Genomic DNA, 26595 nt, shown 5'->3' on the forward strand with positions numbered 1-26595 from the left:
TAGGCGCTAGGTCTTTAATTAAAATCGGTGTTGAAAGCCAAGAGTAAGTGCGTTCAAGCGTGCCTGGTCTTCAGATGTGCTATCAACAAACTCAAAGACAACTGCATTCTGCTTGTCCAAAGCATAATGCATACCCAAGCCAAAGCTAAAGCCTTGATCTTTATTAGGGCCTACATTTTGTTGGTCAATCTGGACACTCGAATAACCGGCAAGTCCGTAAAGTGCTACACGCTCAGAGACAGGCATATTCAACTTAATAAAACCACTCGCAAGACTATCTACTGCAAGTCCGCTATCTCGTTGTACAGAAGTTCCGTAACGTGCTTCAAAAGCGAGGTAATCATTGAAGAAGTAACCAGCTTGCGCTTGAAGAAGGAAAGGGTTTCCCTCGGCTACTGGAGAAGAGGAATGATGAAATTCAGCGTTAGAGTAACTTACTAACGCACCAGCATAAAAATCTGCTGAGGCAGAAAATGAGCACAAGCCTAAGCTGATTGCACTCAACGCCCCTAGCCATGGTCGTTTATTAATCACGTAAGTGTTCCTTGGGTGTCGACTGACCGCTGCACATTATGAACGACGCGCGCAGTGAATGTCTGTTAACTTTTGTCAATTTCGCTTGTGTGTTTACACGCTACCGCCCGGCGGCATTGCGCGTTAGCCACTGTTCGCTGATTCCCGATCCATTCGGTTCATTGATATAAATATTCTTTTTAAGCCTCACTTTTGCGACTAACCGTTCAAAAAAACAATCTTTTATAAACGCAACACAAAAGCTGGCAAATTATGCATGTATTAGCGCAAAACGGCAAGGGGGCAAAAACATCTCAGATTTCCGTTTCTGGTTCGTAAATTCTCACGAATGAGAAAAACACTGGCTGTCAGCCGCTTAAAACAGAACGCCATTACGGATGCATTGAATAAAAAATGTGAACGTCTGCGTAAACTCAGAGGTGGCTTGAAGTAACACAGTAAAAATAAGCATTTTGATTAAATACAACGATCAAACCTAAGCAATTCTCTATTCTCAATTCTCAGTCTTGCAACAATTTTTCTTTAACGTTAGGTAAATTCACATAGGAAACTGTTTACATGCTGATTGTTTTTTAACTAAAATGAATAATGGTATGTTCTAAACAGACCAAACATCGATGTTTTAAAATCTGAAATACAAGGATTAATAATGAAGAACACAGCTCTAGCTATTCTTATGGCTCTAAGCGCATCAACTGCATTTGCAGCTGAAGAAGCAGGTTCTGCTGGTGCAGCATCTGCGTCTGCAACTGGTACAACTGCAGTAGCGGTAGGTGCAGCAGCAGCAGTAACCGTAGTAGCAGTTGCAGCGTCAGACAGCGATTCTACTTCTACTTCTACTTCAGGCTCAGGTTCAGGCTCTAACCCACAATAACCTAGTTGAGTTCTAAGTAAAATCATCGCCCTGAGTACTCAGGGCGATTTTATTTGTTATGAGGGAATGATGAACACCTTTCTATCGCTAAAATGGATGCGCTTATTTATTGCCCTACCTTTAATGAGTTCAATCTTTGGCTGTACACAAAAATTTAATGACGTATCCGCGACAGTCCAAGAAGCCTATGGTAACTACATCGATGTTGAACTAACGCCAGAAGAAATTGAAGCAGTTCCTTATGCCAGTGCTTACCTGAAAATAGGCACCCAAAAACAGGTTTTTGTAGTGTTAGCCTTTGCTGAGCAAAACCCATTAACTGGCAATACCCAATTAAAGTGGGTAAGTGCAGACAAGGCAATGGTGGTAACAGAGAACGGTCATATCGTTAAAACTATTGGTTTGCAAACCACCAATTTAGCAGGTATTTATGGCAACGTTCCTGCCTACTCAGCGCCCTCTGTGCAATATTCTCTTTCTTACGATTGGGCTGACAAATACCGTTATGGGTTCCCGGCTAAAGTCCAACGTTCTCGTCAAGGTAAAGAAACCGTCATAACCCCTATTTCATCTACCTCTACTGATGTTTATACCGAGGTTGTAACGTTTACCAGCTTAGAAAAAAGTGTAGAGAACCAATACTGGGTAAACGGTAAAGGTGAAGTAGTGAAAACACGTCAACACTTAGGTCCAAACATGGTGCCTGTTGAATTGACGATTCTGAAAGGGTACAGCAAATCATGAATAAGCGACTGCTATCTTTATTAAGCCTAAGTTTAACGGCAACGATTCTGGCGACACCGACTACCGTTCAAGCTCAAAATCACACCTTACCACCGCTCAATATAGAACTTGTCGGAACGGACAAAACATTGCAGTTCCAACAAGCGGCACGTTTAGAGAGCGTACTTAAGCATGCACAAGAACAACAAATCGCCCTGCAATACCCTTTAGCTGTGACTCTATTTGATAATTCCGAATCAGCAGTGCAAAGAAGTACTGCCTTAAAGAATTCGGTGTTAAACCAAATGATTCAACATAATTTAGTTGCGCACCCATTTTACAAGTTTATCCAACGAAGCCAGTTTGCACCTCGCGTGCTGTCGGCCATTGATGTTGATCGCATCCGTCTGGATAAATTTGATAACCCTCTTTTACAAGGTCAACTGGCGTTAAGTGCACCAAAACGCAAAGAGAAAGTGTTGTATGTGGGTAACTTAGAAAAAGTCTACGCAGTAGAAAACCAAGCGGGTATCGCTCTGCATGAACAGGTCGATAATCTACGTTCAGGTGATATTGGTGAGCTCGCCTATCCGCCAATTCTAATTTACCCGGATGGCAAGGTTATTCATCCTCACCATGGCAGTTGGTTAACCACTCAATATTACTTGCCGCCACTTACCATTGTGTATATCCCATTTGATGAGTTCGAAAAATCACAAATGGATAAAGACATTGTCGCTCTGCTTGCACAACGTAAACCAACCTCATCGAAGAACTAGACATGAACCTGATCAGAACCAGTTTATCCCTTTCTTTAATGGGTCCAGCGTTGGTGTGGGCTCAAGACATGCCTTTCGAAGCACCGCCATTGCAACCATCACAAATGGACTTTGGTGGTGTCGGCTTAATGCAGATGCCTACAGGTCGTATGGCACCTGAAGGCGAGTTTAACTTTGCTGTTACCGGTAGCGACGAGTACCTATTTTACAATGTGACTTTGCAAGTGATGCCATGGCTAGAAACGACCATTCGTTACACCATGGTGAACGATCTTTTTTACAGTAACGATCCGAGCTTTTCGGGTGATACCAAGTACACCGACAAGGGAATCGACTTTAAAGTTCGCTTGTTAGAAGAATCCGAGTACCTGCCAGAGCTTTCTGTTGGTGTGCGTGATTTTGCAGGTACCGGTCTTTTTGATGGTGAGTTTGTTGCTGCAACAAAACGTTACTCTAACCCAAACCTTGGTACCTTTGATTTCACTTTAGGCATAGGCTGGGGCTACTTAGGTACGCGCGACAACATCAGCAACCCAGCTTGTAAGCTGTCCGATAGTTTCTGTGAACGCCCTTCAGACTTTAAAGGTAATGGCGGTAGTGTGGATTTTGAACGTTGGTTTAAAGGTCCTGCTGCACTCTTTGGTGGTGTCGAGTATCAAACTTTGCACGCGCCACTGCGATTTAAGCTTGAATACGACAGCAACGATTACAGCGAAGATTTCCCTGTGGTACGTGGTGGTGTAGACATGACACCTCATACGCCTTGGAACGTTGGTGTTCTATATCGTTTAGGACATATCGCAGATTTGCGCTTGAGCTACGAGCGCGGAGATACGTTAGTTGCTGGCGTGAGTCTTTACACTAACTTCAATGATATGCCATCTTTTTGGCGTGATACACCAACACCAGAAGTTGAAGACAAGCAACCAGAGCAACTGTCTGATGTAGATTGGGAACGTATTACCGAGGAGCTGGATAAAATTGCTGGCTACCAAAATACCCAACTCTATGTTAAAGACAATACCATTTCGGTTGTCGGCGAGCAGAAAAAGTATCGTGATCGCAATGAAGCTCATGAAAAAGCGGCGGCAGTCCTTTATAACGAAATGCCAGACAACATTGATACCTTTACGATCAATGAACGCAGTCGTGGTCTGATCGGCGATCAAACGGTTATCTCAAAAGAGAAATACCATGACTTTGCAGAAGTTAACTACATCAATCCAAATATCGAAGATGCAACATCAACCTCAAGTGATAAACCGCAAGGTAAACCTGCTTACGATGGTTTTGAGCGCTTTGATTGGGGCTTCTCACCAAAACTGGCTCAGACCTTAGGCAACCCAGAAGAGTTCTATCTGTTCAGTGTCGGTTTAAGTGGCAGCGCCTCTTACTGGCTGACAGATAACCTAGAAATTGGTGGCTCGCTATACTGGGATTGGTACAACAACTACGACAAGTTTAACTACGTTACCCCACCAGACGGCACTTCGATTCCTCGTGTACGTACCATGTTCCGTGCTTATCAAAATGAACATGCTGTAACCATGTCAAACTTACAATTGACTTGGTTCCAAGAGTATTCAGATACCATGGACCAGCAATTCTACGCGGGCTATCTGGAGAGCATGTTTGCCGGAGTCGGTACCGAGTTTCTTTACCGGCCACAAGGAGCTAACTGGGCAATTGGTGCTGACGTCAACTTAATTTCTCAACGTGATCCACAAAGTTACTTCGGTGTTTACGATGAGAAATGGCAAAATGTGCCAGAATATGGACGTCCGTTCCAAGTTGTAGATAAAGGCTTTACTGGTTTTGTGTCGGGTTATTACTACCCTCAATGGGATTTCCTACAAGATTTGATGATTCAAGTTGATGTTGGTCAGTTCCTAGCGGGTGATATCGGTACACAAGTGAATGTATCTAAACAGTTCAAGAGTGGTGTCATTGCAGGTGCATTCGCATCAATCAGTGATTTGTCGGCTGACGAATTCGGTGAAGGTAGCTTTACTAAAGGCTTCTACATTTCGATTCCATTCGACATCATGACAGTTAAGCCAAGCAACAACCGTGCGTTCTTTAGCTGGCAACCATTGACTCGCGATGGCGGTCAGAAGCTAGGTCGTAAGTACAGCTTGATTGAGCTGACGGATGAGCGAAATCCTTGGTACCAACGCCCAAATACGTCAAACGCTAAATAACAGCCTACTTGAGGGAGCTTCGGCTCCCTTTTGTTTATTCCTCCCCCCAAGTGCTCTATACCTTTCCTTTTCCTTCCAATAGCGCTAATTTCTGTTTCTTGCTAGAATTCCTGAGAAAATTTTAATCTATGGTGGAAGTCTTATGATCATCGTAACTGGTGGCGCTGGCATGATCGGCAGCAACATTGTTAAAGCACTAAACGAAGCTGGTATTAACGATATCCTGGTTGTCGACAACCTAAAAAATGGCAAAAAGTTTAAGAACTTAGTTGATCTGGACATCACAGATTACATGGATCGTGACGACTTTCTGACCCAAATTATGGCGGGCGATGATTTTGGTCCGATTGAGGCAATTTTCCACGAAGGTGCTTGTTCTGCAACGACCGAGTGGGATGGTAAGTACATGATGTTAAACAATTACGAGTACTCTAAAGAGCTGCTTCATTACTGTTTAGATCGCGAGATTCCATTCCTATACGCTTCTTCCGCAGCCACTTACGGCGATACAGAGACTTTCGTTGAAGAACGCGAATACGAAGGCGCACTGAATGTATACGGTTACTCGAAACAGCAGTTTGATAACTACGTTCGTCGCCTATGGCAAGATGCTGAAGAACATGGTGAGACCCTTTCTCAAATCACTGGCTTCCGCTACTTCAATGTATATGGCCCACGTGAAGACCACAAAGGTAGCATGGCTTCAGTTGCGTTCCACCTAAACAACCAACTTAACGCAGGTGAAAATCCTAAATTGTTCGCGGGCAGCGAATCATTCAAACGCGACTTCGTTTACGTTGGTGATGTCTGTAAAGTAAACCTGTGGTTCTTAGAAAACGGCGTATCAGGCATTTTTAACTGTGGTACTGGCCGTGCTGAATCTTTTGAAGAGGTAGCAAAAGCAGTTATCAAGCATCATGGCAAAGGCCAAATTGAAACCATCCCATTCCCTGAGCACCTAAAAGGCGCTTACCAAGAATTCACACAAGCGGATCTGACCAAACTGCGCACCGCAGGCTGTGATGTTGAATTCAAGACAGTTGCAGAAGGCGTTGCCGAATACTTGACTATCCAAAACCGTTAAGCACCACAAGGTGGTAGAACCATAACCTGCCACCTTTACTCAAGTGCAATAGCCTGTATCATTCCTAACTATCTTTTTTCTCATTTAAACCACTTCGCCCGTACACGAATAGGTAACTAGACACGCCATGACCATTAAACGTGATGACTTCGACCCTAAAGCATATAACCCTGAGTTTAAGCGCCACTTTCTGTCGCCTAAGTACTGGGGCACGTGGTTAGGTGTTATCTTATTTTTACCGTTATCATTAATGCCTCTGGGTTTACAAAAGTGGTTAGCGAAAACCATAGCCAAAAAACTGTGTAAATCCCACAAAGGTCCAGCTCACCGAGCGAGGGTTAACTTTGAGCTGTGTTTTCCGGAAAAGTCGTTCCAAGAACGTGAAGCTTTGATAGAAAAAACACTCTACACAGCAGCCATGTTCTTTTTTCGCTTCGGGTTACTAAGTTTACGCTCACCAAAGTGGCTTCAGAACCGTTGCCAAATTCGCGGCCTAGACATTTTACGACAGCACATTGATAACAACGAAAATGTGATTTTAATGGTTCCCCACTCTTGGGCAATTGATGTGCCTGCTATCTTGCTGGCGTCAATGGGAATGCCAGTTTCTGCAATGGCGAAGAAACAAAAGAATGATGTTGCTGACTGGCTAATGCACAAGCAAAGAGTTCAATACGGTGGCCGTGTTTATGAACGCTCAGGTGGCATTAAATCTTTCCTGAAATCCATTCGAGATGGCTATGTAGGGTATTACCTACCCGATCAAGATCACGGCCCAGAGCATAGTGTGTTTGTGGATTTTTTTGCAACACGTAAAGCAACGCTACCTGGTTTAGGCAAAATTGCGAAACTATCACGCTCAAAAGTACTACCTCTATTTGCGTCGATGAACACTGAAGATGGTACGTTTGATATTGAGATTTTACCAGCGTTTGAGCTGGATAAAGGCGAAGAGCAAGACGCTCGTACCTGTAATGAAGCCATTGAATATTTTGTCGGTGATAAACCCGAACAATATATGTGGGTACTACAGTTGCTGCACTCTCAAGAAGACGGCAATAACTATTACAATTTGTTTAAACCAAGATATAACAGCGACTGGAAAGTGCAGTGAAAGTATTTGTCGTAAGCTTGGCTCGATCGCTAGATCGCCGAGAACGTATTGAAGAAAAGTTAAAACAACAAGGCATTACGTTTGAATTTTTTGATGCAGTAGATGGCTCTGTTGACCGTTTTCTTCATTCAGAAAAAAGTCGTCCTACCATTACTCTACGCCGCAAAGGGTATCAATTAAAAACCAGTGAAGTCGCCTGTTTTGCAAGCCATTACGAGTTGTGGGTTCGCTGTGTTGAGCTTGATGAACCGATCGTCATCTTAGAAGACAACGTCGACCCCGTAGAAGGGCTGAAGCAAGTACTCGAACATACCCTTCCATTGACTTCTAATTATGACTACATCAAGTTGTCTGCCACTCAGAAGCGTGTATTCACCCCAATCGTACCTATTGATGATAATCATATGCTAGGGGGATACTCAGCAGGCACTTGTGGTACCACCGCTTATATCGTCACACCTAAAGCAGCCTCAAAGTTTGTTATGCATGCTCAAGAGTTTATTGAACCAGTCGATGACTACATGGAAAAACCATGGAGACATGGTGTTCAAGTTTACAGCGTGTCTCCAGATCTCTTTACTAGAGCAGAGATTGCTTCGACGATTGGTGGTAAAAGAAAAGATAAATCCAAAATGACTCTTGCGAATAAAATATACGCTGAACTTTTTAGAACTTATGAGTCAATTTTGAAATTCCTATACTGGAAAAACAAAGCATGAAGATTTTAGTCATTGGCCCTGCATGGGTCGGCGATATGGTAATGTCGCAATCGTTATATATCGTATTAAAGCAACGCCATCCAGATAGCCAAATTGACGTTATCGCTCCAGGATGGTGTAAACCGATTCTTGAGCGTATGCCAGAAATCCACCAAGCGATTGAAATGCCTATCGGTCATGGTGAGTTTAACTTATTAGGCCGCAGGGAAATTGGTAAATCATTACGTGAAAAGCAATATGACCACGCCTATATCTTGCCTAAATCAGCGAAATCAGCACTGATCCCATGGTTTGCCAACATTCCTCTTCGTACTGGCTGGAAAGGAGAAATGCGCTATGGTTTATTGAATGACTTACGCCCTAACATGAAGTCTTTTCAGTACATGGTAGAGCGCTATGTAGCGTTAGCTTATCCAAAAGCAGAAATGGTGGATTCTAACTCTCTTGGCAGGCTTGAAACTTTACCTCGCCCACGCCTTGCAATCAACGAAGCAGAGCAACAAGCCACGCTCAAAAAGTTCAACTTAACGCAAGACCAACCAATTATTGGACTGTGCCCAGGAGCAGAGTTTGGTCCTGCCAAAAAATGGCCCGAAACACACTACGCTGAAGTTGCGACGCAAATGGCTCGTTCTGGGCATCAAATCTGGTTGTTTGGTTCTCAAAAGGACTTAGAGACTTGTAACAATATTCGCGCACTTGTTCCGACGCAATTCCATGAGGACATTCACGTTCTAGCAGGCCAAACCAGCTTAATTGAAGCGGTCGACTTACTTGCTGCATGTAAGACTGTTGTCGCGAATGACTCAGGCTTAATGCATGTGGCAGCTGCGGTTGGTTGTAATGTTGTTGCCGTGTATGGCTCAACTTCACCGAAGTACACCCCCCCACTCGCAGAAAAAGTGGAGATTGTTCATACCGATATTGATTGTCGCCCTTGTTTCCAGCGTGAATGTCAATACAAACACCTTAAGTGTTTGACAGAACTTTCGCCTAAGCAAGTGCTAGATAGTATCCAAAAACTTGACGCCATTACGATAAGCTCATGTTAGTTCGCATTGTTTATACCTTACTACTCGCCCTAGCGTCACCGCTGCTTTTATTTGGTTTGTACAAGAGCAAACCAAATAAGCCTCAGTTTGGCTCTCGCTGGAAAGAGCACTTTGGCATAACTCCCAAGCTAAAAAGCAACGACAAACCTATTTGGATACATGCCGTATCTGTTGGTGAAAGCATAGCAGCAACACCTTTAATTAAAGCCCTTAAGGAACAAAACCCCGAACAATCTATTCTAGTTACTACAACAACAAGTACCGGAGCTGAACAGATTGCTAAGTTGGGTGATTTAATTGAACACCGCTATATGCCAATTGACTTTGGTTTTGCTATCAAAGGTTTTCTTAAATCAGTACAACCAAAACAAATGTTGATCATTGAGACTGAGCTGTGGCCAAACACGCTTCACCATGTTTACAAAGCGGGTATCCCTATAACAGTCGTGAATGCACGCCTCTCTGACAAATCGTGTCAGAACTACGCCAAAATACAGCGGCTTTTTAACCAGCTTCATCCATGCCTAACTCAAGTACTCTGCCAAACGGATTCAGATGCAGAGCGCTTCGAACGCTTAGGCGTTGAGAAAAAGAAACTATCCGTTACTGGCTCGATTAAGTTCGATATTCAAATATCAGAGCAAGTGAAACAGCAAGGACAGCAGCTTCGAGCCCAACTTGGAAACGATCGTCCGATTTGGATTGCAGCTAGCACCCACAAAGGCGAGGACGAACAGGTATTAGATGCACATAGACAAGTTTTAAAATCTCATCCAAATGCTTTACTCGTTTTGGTTCCTCGCCATCCAGAACGATTTGATGATGTATTCACGCTTTGCCAACAGCAAGGCTTTAACACTGTGCGTCGCACTTCAACTCATGCAGTAGAGACGAATACTCAAGTATATCTCGGCGATACTATGGGTGAGATGCTAACGTTGATTGGCGCAGCGGACATCTGCTTTATGGGTGGAAGCCTAATTGGAGATAAGGTTGGTGGGCACAATGTATTGGAGCCTGCTGCTTTGGGCGTCCCTATTATCAATGGTCCAAGCTTCTTTAACTTCAAAGAAATCGTACATGAAATGAAGCAGAACAACCTCATCAAAATTGTGAAAAATGAGGATGAACTGGCAAGAGCTATCGTTGCTCTAATTAAAGACGTCGCAGCTCATGAGCGCATCACGTCAGAGCTTGCTCATTTTATGTTAGCAAACTCAGGCTCCTTACAACGTACCACCACAGCCACCTCTTCTATCTAAAAAAAGCCGAGTATTAACTCGGCTTTATTTTAAGCTTTAGTTTTAAACCAACGCTTCATTTTCTTTAGGTAATGTTTTTTCGATTTTTTCAGATATATACCTAAAAAGCATATCCAATACTTATAGCGATAGATCTTGTTCAAACCAAGAATACGGATTTTATATTGCTCAAACTCTCGGTCTTCTGCCGTTGGGTCTTTTGCTTGCTGGAGACTCCAAGAGCCCTCATGCATGCTACGATAAACCGACATTTTTTCAGGGAGGTACCAGGCGCCTTGCTCGATACTATTGATAATCTGCAACACAGAGTGCTCGCCATAAAGCTTGAAAAAGTCTTCATGTTGATAAATTAGGTCAAAAAACGGCTCTTTTCTAATAAACATCGATGCCATAGGCATAGTGTCTCCGCCCTTCTTAATGACATACTGATAAGGTATTTTCTTTTCTAAATCGCCTTGGTATCCGTATTTCTTGTCAACCAACTGGTCTTTTAGCAAAGTCAAAGAAGGATGAAAACAAGCATTAATATCCTTATGGTTTGCCAAAGCTTCAAGCTGTTTTTGAAGCTTGTTGTCATCAACCCAATAGTCATCACCTTCACAAAAAGCTATGAACTCCCCATCAACATGAGGCAACATGTTAAAAAGTACAGCTGATGACCCTTTAGAGTATATATTCTCCTCTGGATAAATTCTCTTTATTTGGCATTTCCCAGAATACTCATTAAAAACTCTATCGATAACTTTTCGACTATTGTCAGGAGAACAATCATCATGTATAAGCAACTCGTATTCAAAGTCTACTGTCTGATTAAGTATAGATAAAAGTGTCTGCTCAATATATTTTTCGTGATTATAGCAAGTACAAATAACCGAGACTTTGGTGGACATTTTATTCCTCTGTCTTCTATTTTATTTAATTAAGAAGAGTTATATCTTTTTAGCAGGATTACCTAGAACGGTGGTATTTGACCTCACTTTGGTAAATACGACAGCTCCCATGCCAACTGTCGCATCATCTGCTACTTTAACTTTAGGGTGGATAGTTGCTCCGGAGCCAATCAATACTCTCTCACCAATTTCTACATGACCATTGATGGTATTGCTTCCTAGTAAAGAGGTATAGCGACCAATTTTGACATCATGTCCAATAGCACAATTACAGTTGATGAGCGAAAAGTCACCAATAGCTGCACCAGGAGAGATGCTGCAGTTTGGGTTAATAATTACACCTTCACCTATTAAAGAGAATGGGCTCAACACAACACTAGGGTGAATAAATGAGATAGCATTACCGCCTTTATCTTTTAGCATTTCGGCAATACTAGCGCGAGCATAACCTTCCCCTCCAAATGCCAAAATAAAATCAAACTGTTCAAGATCATCTAGCATGGAGATTGATTTTACTTCGTGGCCATAAAATGTTGTTCCTGATACAAAATATTCGTCAGTCACACAAAAACACAAGAAACGTTCACGAATATCATTTACATCTTGTATCCAGCTGTACACTTCCGCAGCTAGACCACTAGCTCCAAATATAATAATTGGATTAGACATTATTTACCCCTGCTCAATCTCGATTTTTTCAACGTGTATTTTTAACAAGCCAAACTCATCATTTATCACGATACTATTTTCGCTACTATTTACAGATTTATCGCTTGGTTCATCAATAAACTGATAAGCACGTACAGAGTATCTATCACCATCATTATCAATTAGAGCCTTAGGAAAAACTTTAAATGGTCCATAATCTAATGCTCTCAATATGCGATAGTTCTCAAGCGTTGATTGTTTTATATCTAGCCAGCCATTTCCGGGAATATCTTTGGACAGGTACAGATAGTCGTATCTCAATGGCTGTTTAGTCAAGCAAGGAGTACTGCCTGTTTGCAACAATTCATCAATTACGTTTGAAAAGGCTTCTAATCCGGCATGCATACATTTATGAGCGACCTGATATGCTTTGTCATGCTTATCAACTAATACGTCGGAAAAAGCAATAGCCTCACCAGTGTCTACACCTTCATCAACATAATGCCAAGTGACACCGGTTTTTTCTAATTGATGAAAAATAGCCCAACTAGGTGCGTTTCTTCCTCGTAAATTTGGTAAAAGTGCATTATGAAAATTGATAATAGTTACATTCTTTAAAGTCAGTAACTTCCCTTTAAAAAGGTAGTTATTATTCGCACTGATGATTAACGTATTACCAGACAGCCACCCGAGTAACGAAGACTCGATATCTTCTTTCGTATGCTTAAATTGATATGCGACGTCGTGTTTTTGAGCAAATGACTCAAGAGTAGAAAAAGGTTGCATCTCTGTCTGTAACAATTTCAGCGTCACATCATATTGAAGAAGCTTGGAAGCAACGTCTTGAGCTATCTTACCAAAACCGATCACGATTACGGTTTCAAACTTTAATTTAGACACTGCGCCCTCCATCAATCACAAGATCTAAACCAGTCACCCAGCGAGACGCTCTGCTACTCAAAAAATAACAGGCCTCTGCAACATCTTCAGGTTTGCCTAAACCTAAAGGATATAGGTTATGTAACTTTTCAAGTGCTGCTTCGCCCAAATCAACCGCTACATCTTTTGTGTGCTTGGTCTCAACCCATCCAGGCGAAACGGTATTTACTCTGATTTTACGCGGAGCTAATTCTCTAGCCATTGATTTACTTGCAGAAATCAAAGCCCCTTTTGCTGCAGAATAAGCAACTAATCCTGGCTCACCAACGAAATGGGCAATGCTAGAAATCAGTGTAATACTTCTATCCTGAGACTTATCTGAATATAAAGCGTTCGAAAAAAGCTGGCAAAGGATCAAGTGACTATTCACGTTCGTTTGCATAGTCAAAAGAAGCTCTTCATCCGATACTAACTTCAACGGCAAGATTTTATGGTAGCCCGCAGCACAGATAAGATCTGTAACTTTACCTTGCTCAGTAACGATCTTTTTCAGCAGCGGTTTTAATGATGAAGGAGACTTCAAATCCCAAACATAAGCGGCTGAGGAATCTTTTCCTAAAGATTCCTCAGCGGTTTTAAGGCTCTCTTCATTACGTCCAAGAAGGATCACAAAGTTTCCCTTTTGAACATGTTTGTGAGCAATACTCAAGCCAATGTCTGAAGTCGCTCCTGTGATAAGAACTTTTCTTTTCATCGAAATTACTGAGGAAGTAGCTCGAGCAATTGACCCACAGTTTTTCGTTCGATTAAATCACCGTGTCCAATTTCTACTTGATATTCATCTGCGAATAAAGTGATAAGAGATAATTGGGCTAAAGAGTCCCACTCTTCCGTTTCTTGATATTCAAAATCAGGAGTTAGCTCTTCTACTTCCAACTCTAGGATCTCAGCTAGTTCTTCCAAAAAAACAGTCATTTATACATCCAACTTAATTAGTTTACATAGTGTAAGTTCATTGACATCAATCAAGGTCGCCCCCCAACTCAGACCTACACCAAAGCCTGATAATAGTGCTTTTTTACCCTCAAAGCCCGAATTCTTCATCCAAGATGATAAAATCGACATTGGGACAGTTGCGGACGAAGAGTTACCATAAATAGTCACTACCTCTGAAGGTAACTGCTCTTCCGTTACCTTCAGTGCTGAACGGAAACGATCCAAGATAAACTTATTTGCTTGATGAAAGAAAAAGTAGTCAATCTCTTCTGGTTTTGTGTTCGTTTCAATAAACTCTTTAATAAAATTGATTACCGTTGTTTGAGTAAACGTAAAAACATCTCTACCTTGCATGACCAAATGCTCAGAACAACGCCAATTTCCTTCTTCGTCCTCAGCAAGAGCGGCTGTATCAGAGGTACAAGGGTTTACCATACCACCTGATGGGATCATTAAAGCTTTTGCTCCTTTACCATCATGTTTGATCTCAAGAGGGGCCTTCACATTTTCCGCTCTTCTTTCTATTAAAGTGATAGTAACTGCATCCCCAATAAGAGGGTATGAGTTACGATCTTTTAAAGAAACCTTACGGCTTAAAACATCACCAGCAATTAGCAACACTTTTTGCGCATCACTATTACGAACTAGGCTCGAAGCTTCAAACAAACCTCGAATATAGCCATTGCAACCATCGTTGATGTCCATGCAATAACAATCGGTTTTAAAGTCAAAAGCGCCATGTACTATCGAAGCCGTTGACGGAATTGGGTAATCAGGAGTTTGAGTTACCACCAAAATTCCATCCACATCCTGATAGTCGCACCCAAGAGTGGTTGACAGGTCCTCAAGCAAAGGAAAAATCATATCAGTGAGCGCCGTTTCTTTTGAAACAACATGATGTTGATTGTATCCCATTAGCTTCTTCAGCTTTTTAGAACTCTGCTCTGTGTGTGAGTAGTTTTTTATCTCATCATCAAAGTAAGAAATATGCTTTGGAACGGCTGCGACTATCCCTTTCAGCGAGATATTGCCAATATCACTTTTCATAAATTAACCTTGAATCGTTTTAAGATACTCACCAATAACATGCGGCGAAACAAAATTCTCAGGAACCAAACCTTCACCAGGAATTGAAATAGCTAGCTGAGCTTCGATCTCACTTACTAGGACTAACAAATCAAAAGAGTCCAACAGACCTGATTCAAAAAGTTCAGTATCTTTAGCAAACTCATGTTCTGGTTTCATTGTGGTTAAGATTGCTATAATTTTTTCACACATACTACTATTTAACCTTTACAAATTCTTGTAGTGCTTTCTCTGAAAAAGCTTTTCTATTTAACTTACCATTTGGCGTAAAAAGCATTTCTTGTACAAAGCCAATCTTGCTTGGAATCATGTACTTTGGTAAACGTTTCGTCAGTGCAACTTTAAGCTCAACTTCACTCATCGAACTACTGCATTGAACAAAAGAATAAAGCACTTTATCTTCTGATAAATAACCAACAACACACTGTTCGACAGCATCTAGCTCCATGATCTGAGATTCAATTTCACCAAGTTCTATACGATAGCCATTGTGCTTAATCTGGAAGTCTTTTCTACCAATATAATAAATTAAACCATCAACAAGTCTAACCAAGTCTCCGGTACGATAGATCATATCAATGTATTTATCTTGAAGTGGGTTTTGACAAAATACCTCTTCTGTTTTTTCTGAGTTAGCCCAATACCCAAGCGCTAAGCTAGAGCCTCGAACGCACAATTCACCTTCATCATTACGTTGGTCGTTTTCATCTAGGATTAGAATTCCTGAGTTATGGCAAGGGATCCCTATAGGTAAGCTATCCCCATCCCAGTCTGACGGCACATCATAGTAGGTGCAATCAACGGTAATTTCTGTTGGTCCGTACAAGTTAGAGTAATGAGCATTAGGATGCTTATCTAACCAGTACTTAATCGTCTTCGCTGGCATTACTTCCCCAGCAAACAATACATTCTTCAAGCATGGCAATTGAAACTGATCAAGTAACTTAAGGTTAGCAATATTTACAAGCAATGAAGGAACCCAGAAGATCGTTGTTATTGCTTTTTCTTTCAGGTATTCAAGTGTTTTCTGAGGAAAAATAAACACGCTTTCAGGAATAACATGCAATTCTGCCGCATTAGACAACGCCAAATAGATGTCTAAAGTCGAGTTATCAAAGAATAGTGGTGCTTGACTACCAATAATATCAGCCTTGCTCACTTCATAGGCTGAATTAGCCCAATCAATATAATCAATAACACTAGAATGGCAAATAGTGACACCTTTTGGTGTGCCTGTAGAGCCTGAAGTAAAAATTATATAGCATGGATCTTTATCAATAACGGTTTGATTAAACTTTTCGATATCAGCCCAAATATCTTGCATAGGTAGCTTAGATGCTAGTATTTCATCGATATTAATAGTTGAAATTGGACTATCTAATTCTAATGAACTTAATAAATTTCGTGAAGTTTCATCATAAAGAACAAGACAATCTTGAAGGTTAGATAAGATCTTTAATAGTCGTTCTTTAGGTGAGTTAATGTCTACCGGACAGTAAACACCTCCAGCCATTGTCGCAGAAAAGATCATGGAGAGTGCATTGACAGATTTTTTCGCAAACACAACTATCGGCTTGTTTAAACTGCCTAGCTGTCTTAGTTGCAATGAGATAGCATATGACTTTGCCGTGCTTTCTGCATAAGTCAAAGAGTGGCTCGAATCCGAAACACAAATATTTTCTGGGTGTTTCATTGACGATGCTTGTAGATATTTCAGAATGCTGTTTCTCATCTTAGACTCTCTTTTTGCAACCATTCATTATTTTTTAAGTATTTGTTTTATCTTGTTTATCATTGATTCACACAAATCAAAATATATAGGCAAGCATAAGATCCTTTTACTAATCGAGCGACTAACTTCACATGGAGTTCCTTCATGACCATAACTATCAACAAGATCTAAACTTGGATAAAAGTACCTTCTTGGAAAAATGTTATTCGCTTCCAAGTTAGCCTTAGCTCTAAGTAATGACTGCTCCGAGTCAAACACGATTGGTACGTACGCACCATTAGGTTTTGAGCTATCCGACCAATATTGCATTTGGAAAACATCAGAAAGGTGAGTTTGATAGCTTTTCCATAAACCTCTTCGCTTGGTCATGATACTTTCTATATCATCTAGAACGCAGTGACCCATAGCGGCTTCAAACTCATTCATCTTGGCATTGGTTCCAACACCTTCTATTGAATCCGGTCCTGTTATTCCAAAGTTAATCATAGAGCGTACTTTAGCTGCTAGCTCATCAGATTGTGTAATCACAGCTCCACCCTCTATCGTGTGGAATAACTTTGTGGCATGGAAACTTAATGTACTTATATCACCGTACGTTAATACACTTTTTTTATTTAGGTCCACACCAAAAGCATGAGCGGCATCATAGATAACTTTTAGACCGTGCTTGTTTGCTATAGCTTGAATCTCATTGACTTTACATGGGTTACCAAACACGTGCACCGGTACTATTGCAGACGTTTTTTCTGTAATAAGATCTTCAATTAAATCAGGATTGATATTAAAGGTATCACTTTCAATATCACAAAAAACAGGGGTTAAATTTTCCCAATTAAGCGTGCTTGTGGTCGCAGCGAAAGAGAAAGGTGTTGTGACCACCTCTCCAGCTAGATTAAGTGCTTTGTAAGCAACTTGAAGTGCCAATGAGCCATTTGCAACCAATATAACATGCTTAACACCAAGATACTCAGCTAGTCGAGATTCTAAATCCTTAACGAGAGGACCACTATTGGTCAACCAACCGCTCTCGTACACACGATCAACATATTGTTTATACTTATCTTTTGACGGTAGATATGGTTTTGTTACAGGAACAATTTCATTGCTCATCATTTAATATCTCATTGCAACTAACGAGTAGTGCTATTTTTGTTCGGTGACTAACTCGGAAAGGTAACGTCCGTAATCATTTTTTTGCATCGGTTTTGCAATGGATAGTATCTGGTCTCTTGTTAACCACCCATTGCGCCATGCAATCTCTTCTAAACAGGCAACTTTAAGACCTTGAACATTTTCAATGGTTTGAACAAACGAAGAGGCTTCATGCAGGCTTTCATGTGTTCCAGTATCTAACCAAGCAAAGCCGCGCCCTAGTAATTGAACATTCAGGTCACCTTGCTCAAGGTACATTTGGTTTAGCGTCGAAATCTCTAACTCACCACGAGATGAAGGTTTGACTTTTTTTGCCAATTCGACGACTCGGTTATCATAAAAATACAGCCCAGTGACAGCATAATTGGATTTAGGCTTTACTGGTTTTTCTTCAATCGAAATCGCCTGCATATTGGCATCAAATTCTACAACGCCAAATCGCTCTGGATCTTTAACCTGATAACCGAATACCGTCGCACCACGGCTCTTCATCGCAGCTTGCTGAAGAATAGGAGTAAACCCTTGTCCATAAAAGATGTTGTCACCCAGCACTAAACATACTGAATCATCGCCAATGAATTCTTCGCCAATGATGAACGCTTGAGCTAAGCCGTCTGGGCTTGGTTGAATCGCGTATTGCAACTCAATGCCAAACTCTGAGCCATCACCCAATAGGCGCTGAAATCCTTCCTGGTCTTCTGGCGTGGTGATGATCAAGATTTCACGAATACCAGCTAGCATGAGTACCGACAACGGGTAGTAAATCATTGGTTTGTCATAAACCGGCAGTAACTGCTTAGAGACACCGCGTGTAATAGGGTAAAGGCGAGTGCCCGAGCCACCTGCTAAAATAATGCCTTTCATTATTCGCCCGCTCCTAATCGCTCTAAACAGTATGAACCATCAAGTACGCGTTGCCACCATTGCGGATTATTGAGGTACCATTCCACGGTTTTGCGAATACCGCTTTCAAACGTTTCTTCTGGCGTCCAGCCAAGCTCTTGAGCAATCTTGGTGGCATCAATTGCGTAACGCACATCATGACCTGGGCGATCTTTCACATACGTGATCAAAGATTCATAAGACTCAACACCTGCAGGTTTGTTTGGTTGCAGCTCTTCAAGCAAAGCACAAATGGTTTTCACCACTTCGATGTTGGCTTTTTCGTTATGGCCACCAATGTTGTAGGTTTCACCGACTTCACCTTCGTTGACCACTTTGTACAGCGCGCGAGCATGGTCTTCCACAAACAGCCAATCTCGGATCTGCATACCATCACCATACACAGGCAACGGCTTGCCATCGAGGGCATTTAAAATCATCAGAGGGATCAACTTCTCTGGGAAGTGGTACGGGCCATAGTTGTTCGAGCAATTAGTGATAAGTGTTGGTAAGCCATAAGTACGTTGCCAAGCGCGAACCAGGTGATCGCTCGAAGCTTTAGATGCAGAATATGGGCTGCTCGGCGCGTATGAAGTGGTTTCGGTGAACAAATCATCCGTTCCCTCTAAATCACCATACACTTCATCCGTAGAAATATGATGAAAACGGAATGCCGATTGGCGCGCTTCATTTAAGCCCGACCAATATTGACGAGCCGCTTCAAGCAAATGGTAAGTGCCCATCACGTTGGTCTCAATAAAAGCAGCAGGACCATCAATAGAGCGATCGACATGAGACTCGGCGGCCAAATGCATCACCCTATCGGGTTGATGCTCTGAAAACACGCGATCTAGTTCAGCTCGGTCACAGATATCTACTTGCTCAAAGTAGTAACGTTCACTCTCTGAGACATCAACCAGTGATTCTAGATTCCCTGCGTAGGTCAGTTTATCTAAATTGATGACGGTATCTTGGGTGTCACGAATGATATGTCGGACAACAGCTGACCCAATAAAGCCTGCTCCACCGGTTACTAATATTTTCATTACAAATGTTACCTACGTTAATTTTTGTGCCATCAGATACACATGAATACTTTATGATTATTGTAGTTTATAGACTCACTCGAGCATCGTTAGACTCAAGAAGGCTTACTTAGAGCAATCAACATAAAATGATAAAAAACTCAATTAAGATTGAGAAGCATAACCGTCCTGAAAATGTTCAAAATCGGATTCTTGCCAAATAATCTGTCGCTTTAAACGCTCTTTATTAAATGAACGCAGAAGTCTATTTAGATTTTGATGCTTCCAGTCACCAGAAGTTTCAAAACGACACTTATCAAAATCGATAATCCATACCTTATCTTTGTCGTCGATCAAGATATTGTGGATATTCAAATCAGTATGGTTAACGCCAACCTGATGCATCTTGGCAATTTCTTGCCCTATTTTCTGATACATTTCTACCGATAAAGACTGTTCTTGCAAGATACTAACCAGATCTCTGGCGTTTGGGATTCGCTCACTTAATAAATCAGCTTGATAGAAGAGTCCTGACTTTACGGCTCTTGCTGCAATAGGACGAGGAACGTGCACCCCAGCCTCAATTAGCGCCAACAAAAGCTGAAACTCTTGCGCACAACGGGTGTTATCCCAGCCAGAGAACCAATAATGATCGTTAACTAACTTCCCAAACAAACCGCCACGACGGTAATGACGTAGTGCCGCTTGCATGTTCTCTAGTTGGATAAACCATGTCGTGCCTCGCCCCGTCGCACTGCCAACCACCTTGTCGGAGGACTGCCAGTATTCCGCATCAAATATCGGTTGGCTAGGGTCTGTAATGATCTCGTCATCAAACCAGATCACTTGGTTGTTGTTTTTATACTGTTGAGTCATACGCTCACCCTCTAGCCTAAATACCGGCTGGCTAATATATACAACCAAGTAAATGCAGCAAACGCCAAAGCAACCATAACGGCAGCAGAGCCTATATCTTTAGCTCGACCACTGAGTTCATGCCGTTCAATACCGATACGATCAACCACTGCCTCAATCGCTGAGTTTACAAGCTCTACAATCAAGACTAATACCACGACCCCGATCATTAAGATACGCTCAACCATGCCGACATCCACTAGCCAAGCCAAAATCACAGCAATACTCAACAGAGCCAACTCTTGTCGAATGGCAGCTTCATGCTTAAAAGCCGCTTTTAATCCTTGGATCGAATAACCCGTCGCTTTAACGATGCGCTTTAGCCCGGTGTTACCCGGCTTGCCAGATTCTTGCGATTGATGTGGTGTTGTCTTTGACATTGCAGAACACTTATCAGTACTTAGCTATATTCGAGCCGTGTATTTTACATTTATTGGGGATGTCTGCATAATTTACCTGCCTCTATTCATCGAATCAGACAATAATTATGTTCACTTCTGCCCCATCGTCACTATGCGTCTTGCGTTTGTCCGCTATCGGAGACGTTTGCAATACTATCGCCACCATTCAAGCTATTCAGAAACACTGGCCTTCGACCCAGATTACTTGGATAACGGGTAAACTTGAAGCCCAGTTATTAGCCGCCATCGATGGTGTAGAAGTAATTGTTTTTGATAAAAAAGCGGGAATAGATGGCTACAAATCACTTTGGCGACAGCTGAAAGGCAGAGAGTTTGATGCGCTATTGCATATGCAGTACGCGATTCGAGCGAGTGTCGCAACGTTGGGCATTAAAGCAAAATACAAACTTGGTTTCTCTTCTGATAGAAGCCAGGACTTTCAAACACTATTTACCAATGTCAAAGTGCCTTCCCCGCAATCTCTGCATGTCGCAGATGGCTTAATGGCCTTTGCACATCAAATTGGGGTACCAAAGGCAGAACTAGACTGGGTACTTTCTTATTCAGACCACGACCAAGCTTGGGCAGAGTCTCATATTTCTCGTAGTAAACCTAACCTGCTGATTGTGCCTGGTGCGAGCAAAGCTTATAAAAACTGGAACGCGGAAGGTTATGTGGATGTGATTCATCACGCCAGAGCAAAAGGCTGGAACGTGATTCTGGCAGGCAGCCCTGCTCAGGTAGAATTGGACCTGGCAGAGGCCATTCAATCTCGCTTGGAAGAACCGTGTCTAAATTTAGTTGGACAAAGCTCAATTCTGCAAATGCTTGCGTTAATAGATAAGGTTGAAATGGTCATCGCCCCCGATACCGGACCAGCACACATGGCAAATGCCATGAAAACGCCAATCATCGGGCTCTATGCACACCATAATCCGCTTCGAGTGGGACCTTACCGCTACCTAAAATACGTTGTCTCGGTTTATGAAGAAACGATCTTTGCGGAAACAGGCAAAAATAGTCACGAGTTAAGCTGGCGAACTCGCGCTAAAGATGAAACGGCAATGAACCGCATTACTAACACTCAAGTAATGAGCATGTTCGATCAAGTCTTAGAAGATTTGTATCCTCAATACCAGTAAACTTACTGTCTTGATTTGTTAAGAAGGAAATGACCTTGTCCAAACCAACCTTAGCCGTTGCCTTAATTGTAAAAAATGAAGAGAAGCACTTACAAGCTTGTCTAGACACAGTAAAAGATTGGGTCGATGAGATTGTCCTTCTAGACTCGGGCAGCACTGATCGCACTGAAGAAATCGCCCGACAATACACAGATAAGTTTTACACCAACCTAGATTGGCCAGGATTCGGTAAACAGCGCCAACTGGCGCAGCAATACGTTACGGCAGACTACGTTTTGTGGCTTGATGCGGACGAACAAGTCACTCCAGAGCTAAAAGAAAGTATCTTACACGCGGTATCAGCCAATAAGCCGAACGTTTTATACAAACTTAATCGACTAAGCTCAGCGTTTGGTAAGTTCATCTACCATTCTGGTTGGTCTCCAGACTGGATTGTGCGCTTATATCGCACCGAATATACACAATATAATGATTCGCTCGTTCATGAAAAAGTTGATGAGAAAAACTATCAAACTGAAAAACTGGATGGTCGACTGCATCACTACACTTACGAGCACCTTCATCATTACATCAATAAAACCACTGGTTACCTCAAGGCCTGGACAGATGAACGGGAAGGTAAAAAGAAAGCGGGGTTAACGACCGCTATCGTTCACGCTCTTGCGAGCTTTTTGAAGATGTATGTTCTCAAACGAGGCTTCCTTGATGGCAAACATGGTTTCATTCTAGCTTGGCTAAGCATGCACTCTACTTTTGTAAAATATATCGATCTCTACTTACGTGAACAGGCAAAAAAATCATGAAAACGACTTTAATTATCACCACTTACAACTGGAAAGAAGCATTAAAAGCGGTGTTAGAAAGCGTGAAACGTCAAACCGTTTTGCCTGATGAAGTCATCGTTGCAGATGACGGTTCTCGAGACGATACCAAAGCAATGATCGATCAACTGCGTGACGGCTTTCCCGTACCACTTATTCATAGCTGGCAGGAAGATAATGGCTTTCGTGCTGCGATGAGCCGCAACCGTGCCATCGCAAAATCCTCTGGTCGTTATATCATAATTATTGATGGTGACATGGTGTTATCACCATCATTTATTGAATCACATAAACGCGTCGCAAAGCCAAATTGGTTTGTGCAGGGTGGACGTGTGCTAACAGATGAAAACTGCAGTAAAGCGATTATGGAAAGCAGCCTAGTACCTTCTATTTTTAGCAAAGGCATTCGCAATCGCAAGAACTGTATCACCAATATACTGCTATCAAAATGGTTCTCGCGCAAACGTAATAATGCTAATTCAACACGCAGCTGTAATATGGCATTCTGGAGAGAGGATGCACTTGAGGTGAATGGCTTCAACCAAGATTTTGTTGGATGGGGACGCGAAGACAGCGAGTTTGTTCATCGCATGTTGAATGCGGGTAAGTCACGTCTTTACCTAAAATTCGCAGGTGTAGGCTACCACTTGTACCACGTAGAAAACTCTCGTGCGTCACTCGGACAAAATGACGAGATTTTAGAAAACACCATTAAAAACAAGCTTAAACGCTGTAAGAATGGTGTTGATCAATTTCTAGAAGCTTAAGATTATAAAAAGGGGCGTTTCGCCCCTTTTTTATTGTTGCTGAGATAAAGCGAAGTACTTATCGGCAACCATCAATGAGATCAAACGCTCTTTACGTTTATCTTTGAACTGCTCAACCCACTGGTGCGCATTTTCAATGATCGCTAATGCTTCTTGCTCATTCGCTAGGTAATAATCCATCTTTTCGGGCAAATCCGAATAGTCATCCTTCACTTCAACATAGTGGACGCCTGCCTCTAACTTACCTTCCATAAACCAAGTCTCATATTTTGGCTTTGACATAATAACCAAGGAGTTAGACGACATAGCCCACTTAAGGTTGGTGGCCACATCATTGCCTTCTATACAGAGCAAAAACTTATACTGCAGTTGCTCTTCAATACTCATAAAGCCCTTTTCCCATGGTTTCCCTTCTACCGGGCGGGTCTGGCCAATATTGCATTGCGGATGGTTGTAAAACGCATGAATCACCTTTTTACGATGCGGCTGAAAACCCACGCCACGCCACGCTACCATGTCCTTTTTATCTTGATAGCGAACAGGATCGTCAATAAATTTAAAATGACGAACTTGATTAAGTTTCAACACCACTGAATTTTGGTTGTTACCAAAAATAGGGCGGCTTTTTATAAAGCTCGGTACATTGGGGATGTGTGTAACATCGCCGTTGATGTAGTTAAACGCAAAACTGGAAGGGAAATAGCGTACAACTTGGCGAAGATCGAAAAAATACGTCCAGCCTTTCGTTTTTTTGAATGTATCGATGGTCGAGTAACTTTGTTCTCGGCTATCAACTGAAAACGGCGTTTCACACTTATTGTAATAGTTCACCCGCTCAATACAGCGTTGCTGCTCTGCTTCGGTCAGATTCGAAAGTAAACGCTTGGCTTGTGCTCGATATACAAAGCGAGGGATAAGTATCGAGAGAGCGTTTGAGAAATAATAAGGGAACTTACTGTCTTTCATTGAGTTTTTCCCCAATCGCGATGGCTACTGGCTTGGGAACGAATTGTTCGATACTTCCGCCATGAATCGCTACTTCTCTCACGATAGTCGACGATAAAAACGCAAACTCTTCTTCAGGAGTTAAAAATACGCTCTCGATTCCTGGTAATAGCTTTCGGTACATGTTGGTCAGTCCAAACTCGTATTCAAAGTCTACCGTTGTTCGTAAACCACGAATAAGAACCTTAGCTTTCTCATTTCTCGCGAAATCCACTAATAACCCGGAGAACCCTTTTACCGTCACACCAGGTAAATGCGCTACAACGTCCTGCATCAGTGCAACGCGCTCTTCCAATGAAAACATAGTGTTCTTCGATGGGCTTGCGGCTACGCCAATCACAACCTCATCAAACATTTCGTGAGTACGTTCTATTAGATTGAGGTGACCATTAGTCACTGGATCAAAAGTGCCCGGATAAATGACTTTCATATAATTTACTAAGTTATTCGAAACTGATTGAATTATTGAGGCTCGAACGCAAGATTACAACAACTTAAGCTCGATAATAGCTCGACTTACTTCTGACACTCACTACAAAAGAAGGTATTACGTTGGCCAATCTTTAGCTCTTGAAGTCGTTCGCCGCACTCTGGGCATGGCTCTCCGGCTTTTCCGTAAACCAATAACTCTTGTGCAAAGTAACCCGGCTTTCCATCGGCTTGCGCAAAATCTTTCAGAGTAGTCCCACCTTGCGTAATGGCAATCTCAAGTGTCATTTTGATATTTTCAACAAGTAACCTCCACTCTTGAGAAGTCAACTTACCTGCGGGCCTTGAAGGGTGAATTCGAGACTTAAACAACGACTCATTCGCGTAGATGTTCCCAACACCAACCACGACTTTGTTGTCCATGATGAACTGCTTGACGGCGACACGCTTATTTTTAGCTTTCTCCGCTACATATTCCGCATTGAACTCTTCAGTTAAAGGCTCAGGCCCCATGTTTGCTAGTACAGCATGTGACTCACCAGGAGCACACCACAGCCATGCCCCAAAACGACGCGGATCGTTATAACGCAGTATTTTTCCACTGCTTAGTTTGAGATCCACATGATCGTGCTTTGCTGGCGGAAAGTCGGCATCTAGGACACGTAAAGACCCAGACATGCCCAAGTGAACAATGGCTGTACCTGTGCTTGTTTCGATCAGTAAGTATTTCGCACGACGGCTAATCGCACGGATCACCTGCCCTTCCAATTTTTTAAGCTCTGTAGGAATATCCCAGCGCAATTTAGGCGTTCGAAAAGTAAACGACTGGATCGTTTGTCCAACCATGTGGGGGCTAATCCCCATACGGCTCACTTCAACTTCTGGCAACTCAGGCATTAGATTCTCCAATTCACCGGCTAATAGTTCTCGCTGCTAGCATAATCGAAAAGAAAAACGATAAATAGGGAAGCTTATTAGGGGTATAGGCGCAAAAAGACTCTACTCTGGCATAAGGTAGTTTTCATCGACGGAGATAGCGACCCATTTGTCTTGCCAGGTTTTAAATAGCCAAAAATCAGATAAACGAAAGAAAGTCACCCGCTGCGGCTCTTCGATATCCTGATACCAGACTTCTACCGTTTCAGGTACCGTCAGGTTAGGTTTTAAATGATCGTACTGTTTTGAGGTAAGCTCCGTCCCTTCTAATGATTGCCAGCGTGATACAAGTTCACTGATCGGTGCATCGACTTTGATGTTGGATTGCCACCGTCCATCATGCAGCTCGAACTCCCAGCCACTATAGTACAAAGACTCCACCGTATAGTCGGAGCGAAGTACATTTGGGTAAGGGTCTGCTTGGGCTGTTAATAGGTAAGTTTTGATCCACATCGGCGCATTTAAGATCACTATAAACGCGATAATGCCCAGAATAAGAATATTGTTCCATCGGCGGCGACGAGCCGGACTCACACGCATAACCATC

Annotated in this window: 30 protein-coding genes; 12 read left to right on the forward strand and 18 right to left on the reverse strand. The window is 42.2% G+C overall.

Annotated features, from left to right (window positions below; all coding sequences use genetic code 11):
* Window positions 1-18: 18 nt before the first annotated feature.
* Window positions 19-534 (reverse strand): porin family protein, encoded by a 516-nt coding sequence (locus R7Q46_RS21450; protein ID WP_213872017.1) that lies wholly within the window; start codon window positions 532-534, stop codon window positions 19-21.
* 649 nt (window positions 535-1183) lie between these two features.
* Between R7Q46_RS21450 and R7Q46_RS21455 the strand changes: the two genes are divergently transcribed.
* From R7Q46_RS21455 to waaA, 9 genes are all read left to right on the forward strand, one after another.
* Window positions 1184-1408 carry a hypothetical protein gene (locus R7Q46_RS21455; protein ID WP_104979967.1) on the forward strand — a complete coding sequence of 75 codons (225 nt, stop codon included), beginning with the start codon at window positions 1184-1186 and terminating at the stop codon, window positions 1406-1408.
* A 69-nt stretch (window positions 1409-1477) separates the two neighbouring features.
* Window positions 1478-2152, forward strand: coding sequence for a YjbF family lipoprotein (locus R7Q46_RS21460; protein WP_213872032.1), 675 nt, complete (start codon window positions 1478-1480; stop codon window positions 2150-2152).
* On the forward strand, window positions 2149-2910 hold the full coding sequence (locus tag R7Q46_RS21465; RefSeq protein ID WP_151514485.1) for a capsule biosynthesis GfcC family protein: 762 nt from the start codon (window positions 2149-2151) through the stop codon (window positions 2908-2910). The genes R7Q46_RS21460 and R7Q46_RS21465 overlap by 4 nt, the downstream gene beginning before the upstream one ends.
* Before the next feature lie 2 nt (window positions 2911-2912).
* The gene (locus R7Q46_RS21470) at window positions 2913-5111 is read left to right on the forward strand and encodes a YjbH domain-containing protein (protein ID WP_213872018.1); all 2199 of its coding nucleotides are present in this window, start codon (window positions 2913-2915) and stop codon (window positions 5109-5111) included.
* Window positions 5112-5253: 142 nt separating this feature from the next.
* A complete protein-coding gene (rfaD, locus tag R7Q46_RS21475; RefSeq protein ID WP_213872019.1) occupies window positions 5254-6195 on the forward strand; it encodes an ADP-glyceromanno-heptose 6-epimerase in 942 nt (313 codons plus the stop codon).
* Window positions 6196-6322: 127 nt separating this feature from the next.
* On the forward strand, window positions 6323-7309 hold the full coding sequence (lpxM, locus tag R7Q46_RS21480; protein WP_213872020.1) for a lauroyl-Kdo(2)-lipid IV(A) myristoyltransferase: 987 nt from the start codon (window positions 6323-6325) through the stop codon (window positions 7307-7309).
* Window positions 7306-8028 (forward strand): glycosyltransferase family 25 protein, encoded by a 723-nt coding sequence (locus tag R7Q46_RS21485; protein ID WP_053807624.1) that lies wholly within the window; start codon window positions 7306-7308, stop codon window positions 8026-8028. The genes lpxM and R7Q46_RS21485 overlap by 4 nt, the downstream gene beginning before the upstream one ends.
* Window positions 8025-9080 carry a lipopolysaccharide heptosyltransferase II gene (gene waaF, locus R7Q46_RS21490; RefSeq protein ID WP_318077783.1) on the forward strand — a complete coding sequence of 352 codons (1056 nt, stop codon included), beginning with the start codon at window positions 8025-8027 and terminating at the stop codon, window positions 9078-9080. Before R7Q46_RS21485 ends, waaF begins: the two co-directional genes overlap by 4 nt.
* Window positions 9074-10342, forward strand: coding sequence for a lipid IV(A) 3-deoxy-D-manno-octulosonic acid transferase (gene waaA / locus R7Q46_RS21495; RefSeq protein WP_318077784.1), 1269 nt, complete (start codon window positions 9074-9076; stop codon window positions 10340-10342). The genes waaF and waaA overlap by 7 nt, the downstream gene beginning before the upstream one ends.
* 29 nt (window positions 10343-10371) lie before the next feature.
* On the opposite strand, the gene R7Q46_RS21500 is transcribed toward waaA, so the two are convergent.
* From R7Q46_RS21500 to R7Q46_RS21560, 13 genes are all read right to left on the reverse strand, one after another.
* Complete coding sequence (locus R7Q46_RS21500) at window positions 10372-11232, reverse strand: glycosyltransferase family 2 protein (RefSeq protein WP_033905967.1); 861 nt, start codon at window positions 11230-11232, stop codon at window positions 10372-10374.
* Window positions 11233-11271: 39 nt separating this feature from the next.
* On the reverse strand, window positions 11272-11901 hold the full coding sequence (locus R7Q46_RS21505; RefSeq protein ID WP_033905966.1) for a NeuD/PglB/VioB family sugar acetyltransferase: 630 nt from the start codon (window positions 11899-11901) through the stop codon (window positions 11272-11274).
* A gap of 3 nt (window positions 11902-11904) precedes the next feature.
* Window positions 11905-12780 carry a formyltransferase family protein gene (locus R7Q46_RS21510; RefSeq protein WP_213872023.1) on the reverse strand — a complete coding sequence of 292 codons (876 nt, stop codon included), beginning with the start codon at window positions 12778-12780 and terminating at the stop codon, window positions 11905-11907.
* Window positions 12773-13513, reverse strand: a complete 741-nt coding sequence (locus tag R7Q46_RS21515) for an SDR family NAD(P)-dependent oxidoreductase (protein WP_033905964.1) — start codon at window positions 13511-13513, stop codon at window positions 12773-12775. Before R7Q46_RS21515 ends, R7Q46_RS21510 begins: the two co-directional genes overlap by 8 nt.
* Window positions 13514-13518: 5 nt before the next feature.
* Window positions 13519-13734 carry a phosphopantetheine-binding protein gene (locus tag R7Q46_RS21520; protein WP_021453150.1) on the reverse strand — a complete coding sequence of 72 codons (216 nt, stop codon included), beginning with the start codon at window positions 13732-13734 and terminating at the stop codon, window positions 13519-13521.
* On the reverse strand, window positions 13735-14802 hold the full coding sequence (locus R7Q46_RS21525; RefSeq protein WP_136976548.1) for a ketoacyl-ACP synthase III: 1068 nt from the start codon (window positions 14800-14802) through the stop codon (window positions 13735-13737).
* Between the two features lie 3 nt (window positions 14803-14805).
* Window positions 14806-15000: a phosphopantetheine-binding protein gene (locus R7Q46_RS21530; RefSeq protein WP_161782023.1), complete on the reverse strand. Its 195-nt coding sequence runs from the start codon at window positions 14998-15000 to the stop codon at window positions 14806-14808.
* 37 nt (window positions 15001-15037) lie between these two features.
* On the reverse strand, window positions 15038-16573 hold the full coding sequence (locus R7Q46_RS21535; RefSeq protein WP_318077786.1) for an amino acid adenylation domain-containing protein: 1536 nt from the start codon (window positions 16571-16573) through the stop codon (window positions 15038-15040).
* Between the two features lie 27 nt (window positions 16574-16600).
* Window positions 16601-17686: a DegT/DnrJ/EryC1/StrS family aminotransferase gene (locus R7Q46_RS21540; RefSeq protein WP_213872025.1), complete on the reverse strand. Its 1086-nt coding sequence runs from the start codon at window positions 17684-17686 to the stop codon at window positions 16601-16603.
* A 30-nt stretch (window positions 17687-17716) separates the two neighbouring features.
* Window positions 17717-18589: a glucose-1-phosphate thymidylyltransferase RfbA gene (gene rfbA, locus R7Q46_RS21545; RefSeq protein WP_104979953.1), complete on the reverse strand. Its 873-nt coding sequence runs from the start codon at window positions 18587-18589 to the stop codon at window positions 17717-17719.
* A complete protein-coding gene (gene rfbB, locus R7Q46_RS21550; protein ID WP_318077787.1) occupies window positions 18589-19653 on the reverse strand; it encodes a dTDP-glucose 4,6-dehydratase in 1065 nt (354 codons plus the stop codon). The genes rfbA and rfbB overlap by 1 nt, the downstream gene beginning before the upstream one ends.
* A gap of 144 nt (window positions 19654-19797) precedes the next feature.
* Entirely contained in the window at window positions 19798-20508 is a 711-nt protein-coding gene (locus R7Q46_RS21555) for a 3-deoxy-D-manno-octulosonic acid kinase (RefSeq protein WP_005379425.1), read from the reverse strand.
* Window positions 20509-20519: 11 nt separating this feature from the next.
* Window positions 20520-20927 (reverse strand): diacylglycerol kinase, encoded by a 408-nt coding sequence (locus R7Q46_RS21560; RefSeq protein WP_005395798.1) that lies wholly within the window; start codon window positions 20925-20927, stop codon window positions 20520-20522.
* A 107-nt stretch (window positions 20928-21034) separates the two neighbouring features.
* Between R7Q46_RS21560 and R7Q46_RS21565 the strand changes: the two genes are divergently transcribed.
* The 3 genes from R7Q46_RS21565 to R7Q46_RS21575 are packed head-to-tail and all read left to right on the forward strand — an operon-like array spanning window position 21035 to window position 23678.
* A complete protein-coding gene (locus tag R7Q46_RS21565) occupies window positions 21035-22090 on the forward strand; it encodes a glycosyltransferase family 9 protein (RefSeq protein WP_318077788.1) in 1056 nt (351 codons plus the stop codon).
* A gap of 35 nt (window positions 22091-22125) precedes the next feature.
* On the forward strand, window positions 22126-22893 hold the full coding sequence (locus tag R7Q46_RS21570; protein ID WP_005395793.1) for a glycosyltransferase family 2 protein: 768 nt from the start codon (window positions 22126-22128) through the stop codon (window positions 22891-22893).
* Window positions 22890-23678, forward strand: coding sequence for a glycosyltransferase family 2 protein (locus R7Q46_RS21575; protein WP_318077789.1), 789 nt, complete (start codon window positions 22890-22892; stop codon window positions 23676-23678). Before R7Q46_RS21570 ends, R7Q46_RS21575 begins: the two co-directional genes overlap by 4 nt.
* A gap of 30 nt (window positions 23679-23708) precedes the next feature.
* On the opposite strand, the gene R7Q46_RS21580 is transcribed toward R7Q46_RS21575, so the two are convergent.
* From R7Q46_RS21580 to R7Q46_RS21595, 4 genes are all read right to left on the reverse strand, one after another.
* On the reverse strand, window positions 23709-24644 hold the full coding sequence (locus R7Q46_RS21580) for a glycosyl transferase family 90 (RefSeq protein WP_053303391.1): 936 nt from the start codon (window positions 24642-24644) through the stop codon (window positions 23709-23711).
* Window positions 24631-25113 (reverse strand): pantetheine-phosphate adenylyltransferase, encoded by a 483-nt coding sequence (gene coaD, locus R7Q46_RS21585; protein ID WP_017820709.1) that lies wholly within the window; start codon window positions 25111-25113, stop codon window positions 24631-24633. The genes R7Q46_RS21580 and coaD overlap by 14 nt, the downstream gene beginning before the upstream one ends.
* Before the next feature lie 86 nt (window positions 25114-25199).
* Entirely contained in the window at window positions 25200-26009 is an 810-nt protein-coding gene (mutM, locus tag R7Q46_RS21590) for a bifunctional DNA-formamidopyrimidine glycosylase/DNA-(apurinic or apyrimidinic site) lyase (RefSeq protein WP_213872027.1), read from the reverse strand.
* A gap of 102 nt (window positions 26010-26111) precedes the next feature.
* Window positions 26112-26588, reverse strand: coding sequence for a hypothetical protein (locus tag R7Q46_RS21595; protein ID WP_054574293.1), 477 nt, complete (start codon window positions 26586-26588; stop codon window positions 26112-26114).
* Between the last annotated feature and the right edge of the window lie 7 nt (window positions 26589-26595).

It is taken from the genome of Vibrio sp. 811 (assembly GCF_033339195.1).

Bases quoted from the DNA above. Each gene is read 5' to 3' on its own strand.
- R7Q46_RS21505 (WP_033905966.1), bottom strand. From the start codon at position 11,901: ATGTCTAATCCAATTATTATATTTGGAGCTAGTGGTCTAGCTGCGGAA.
- R7Q46_RS21575 (WP_318077789.1), top strand. From the start codon at position 22,890: ATGAAAACGACTTTAATTATCACCACTTACAACTGGAAAGAAGCATTA.
- rfbB (WP_318077787.1), bottom strand. From the start codon at position 19,653: ATGAAAATATTAGTAACCGGTGGAGCAGGCTTTATTGGGTCAGCTGTT.
- R7Q46_RS21560 (WP_005395798.1), bottom strand. From the start codon at position 20,927: ATGTCAAAGACAACACCACATCAATCGCAAGAATCTGGCAAGCCGGGT.
- R7Q46_RS21540 (WP_213872025.1), bottom strand. From the start codon at position 17,686: ATGATGAGCAATGAAATTGTTCCTGTAACAAAACCATATCTACCGTCA.
- R7Q46_RS21465 (WP_151514485.1), top strand. From the start codon at position 2,149: ATGAATAAGCGACTGCTATCTTTATTAAGCCTAAGTTTAACGGCAACG.
- R7Q46_RS21520 (WP_021453150.1), bottom strand. From the start codon at position 13,734: ATGACTGTTTTTTTGGAAGAACTAGCTGAGATCCTAGAGTTGGAAGTA.
- R7Q46_RS21455 (WP_104979967.1), top strand. From the start codon at position 1,184: ATGAAGAACACAGCTCTAGCTATTCTTATGGCTCTAAGCGCATCAACT.
- rfaD (WP_213872019.1), top strand. From the start codon at position 5,254: ATGATCATCGTAACTGGTGGCGCTGGCATGATCGGCAGCAACATTGTT.
- R7Q46_RS21565 (WP_318077788.1), top strand. From the start codon at position 21,035: ATGTTCACTTCTGCCCCATCGTCACTATGCGTCTTGCGTTTGTCCGCT.
- coaD (WP_017820709.1), bottom strand. From the start codon at position 25,113: ATGAAAGTCATTTATCCGGGCACTTTTGATCCAGTGACTAATGGTCAC.
- waaF (WP_318077783.1), top strand. From the start codon at position 8,025: ATGAAGATTTTAGTCATTGGCCCTGCATGGGTCGGCGATATGGTAATG.
- R7Q46_RS21530 (WP_161782023.1), bottom strand. From the start codon at position 15,000: ATGAAACCAGAACATGAGTTTGCTAAAGATACTGAACTTTTTGAATCA.
- R7Q46_RS21555 (WP_005379425.1), bottom strand. From the start codon at position 20,508: ATGACTCAACAGTATAAAAACAACAACCAAGTGATCTGGTTTGATGAC.
- R7Q46_RS21535 (WP_318077786.1), bottom strand. From the start codon at position 16,573: ATGAGAAACAGCATTCTGAAATATCTACAAGCATCGTCAATGAAACAC.
- R7Q46_RS21525 (WP_136976548.1), bottom strand. From the start codon at position 14,802: ATGAAAAGTGATATTGGCAATATCTCGCTGAAAGGGATAGTCGCAGCC.
- lpxM (WP_213872020.1), top strand. From the start codon at position 6,323: ATGACCATTAAACGTGATGACTTCGACCCTAAAGCATATAACCCTGAG.
- R7Q46_RS21460 (WP_213872032.1), top strand. From the start codon at position 1,478: ATGAACACCTTTCTATCGCTAAAATGGATGCGCTTATTTATTGCCCTA.
- R7Q46_RS21515 (WP_033905964.1), bottom strand. From the start codon at position 13,513: ATGAAAAGAAAAGTTCTTATCACAGGAGCGACTTCAGACATTGGCTTG.
- waaA (WP_318077784.1), top strand. From the start codon at position 9,074: ATGTTAGTTCGCATTGTTTATACCTTACTACTCGCCCTAGCGTCACCG.
- R7Q46_RS21595 (WP_054574293.1), bottom strand. From the start codon at position 26,588: ATGCGTGTGAGTCCGGCTCGTCGCCGCCGATGGAACAATATTCTTATT.
- R7Q46_RS21470 (WP_213872018.1), top strand. From the start codon at position 2,913: ATGAACCTGATCAGAACCAGTTTATCCCTTTCTTTAATGGGTCCAGCG.
- mutM (WP_213872027.1), bottom strand. From the start codon at position 26,009: ATGCCTGAGTTGCCAGAAGTTGAAGTGAGCCGTATGGGGATTAGCCCC.
- rfbA (WP_104979953.1), bottom strand. From the start codon at position 18,589: ATGAAAGGCATTATTTTAGCAGGTGGCTCGGGCACTCGCCTTTACCCT.
- R7Q46_RS21580 (WP_053303391.1), bottom strand. From the start codon at position 24,644: ATGAAAGACAGTAAGTTCCCTTATTATTTCTCAAACGCTCTCTCGATA.
- R7Q46_RS21500 (WP_033905967.1), bottom strand. From the start codon at position 11,232: ATGTCCACCAAAGTCTCGGTTATTTGTACTTGCTATAATCACGAAAAA.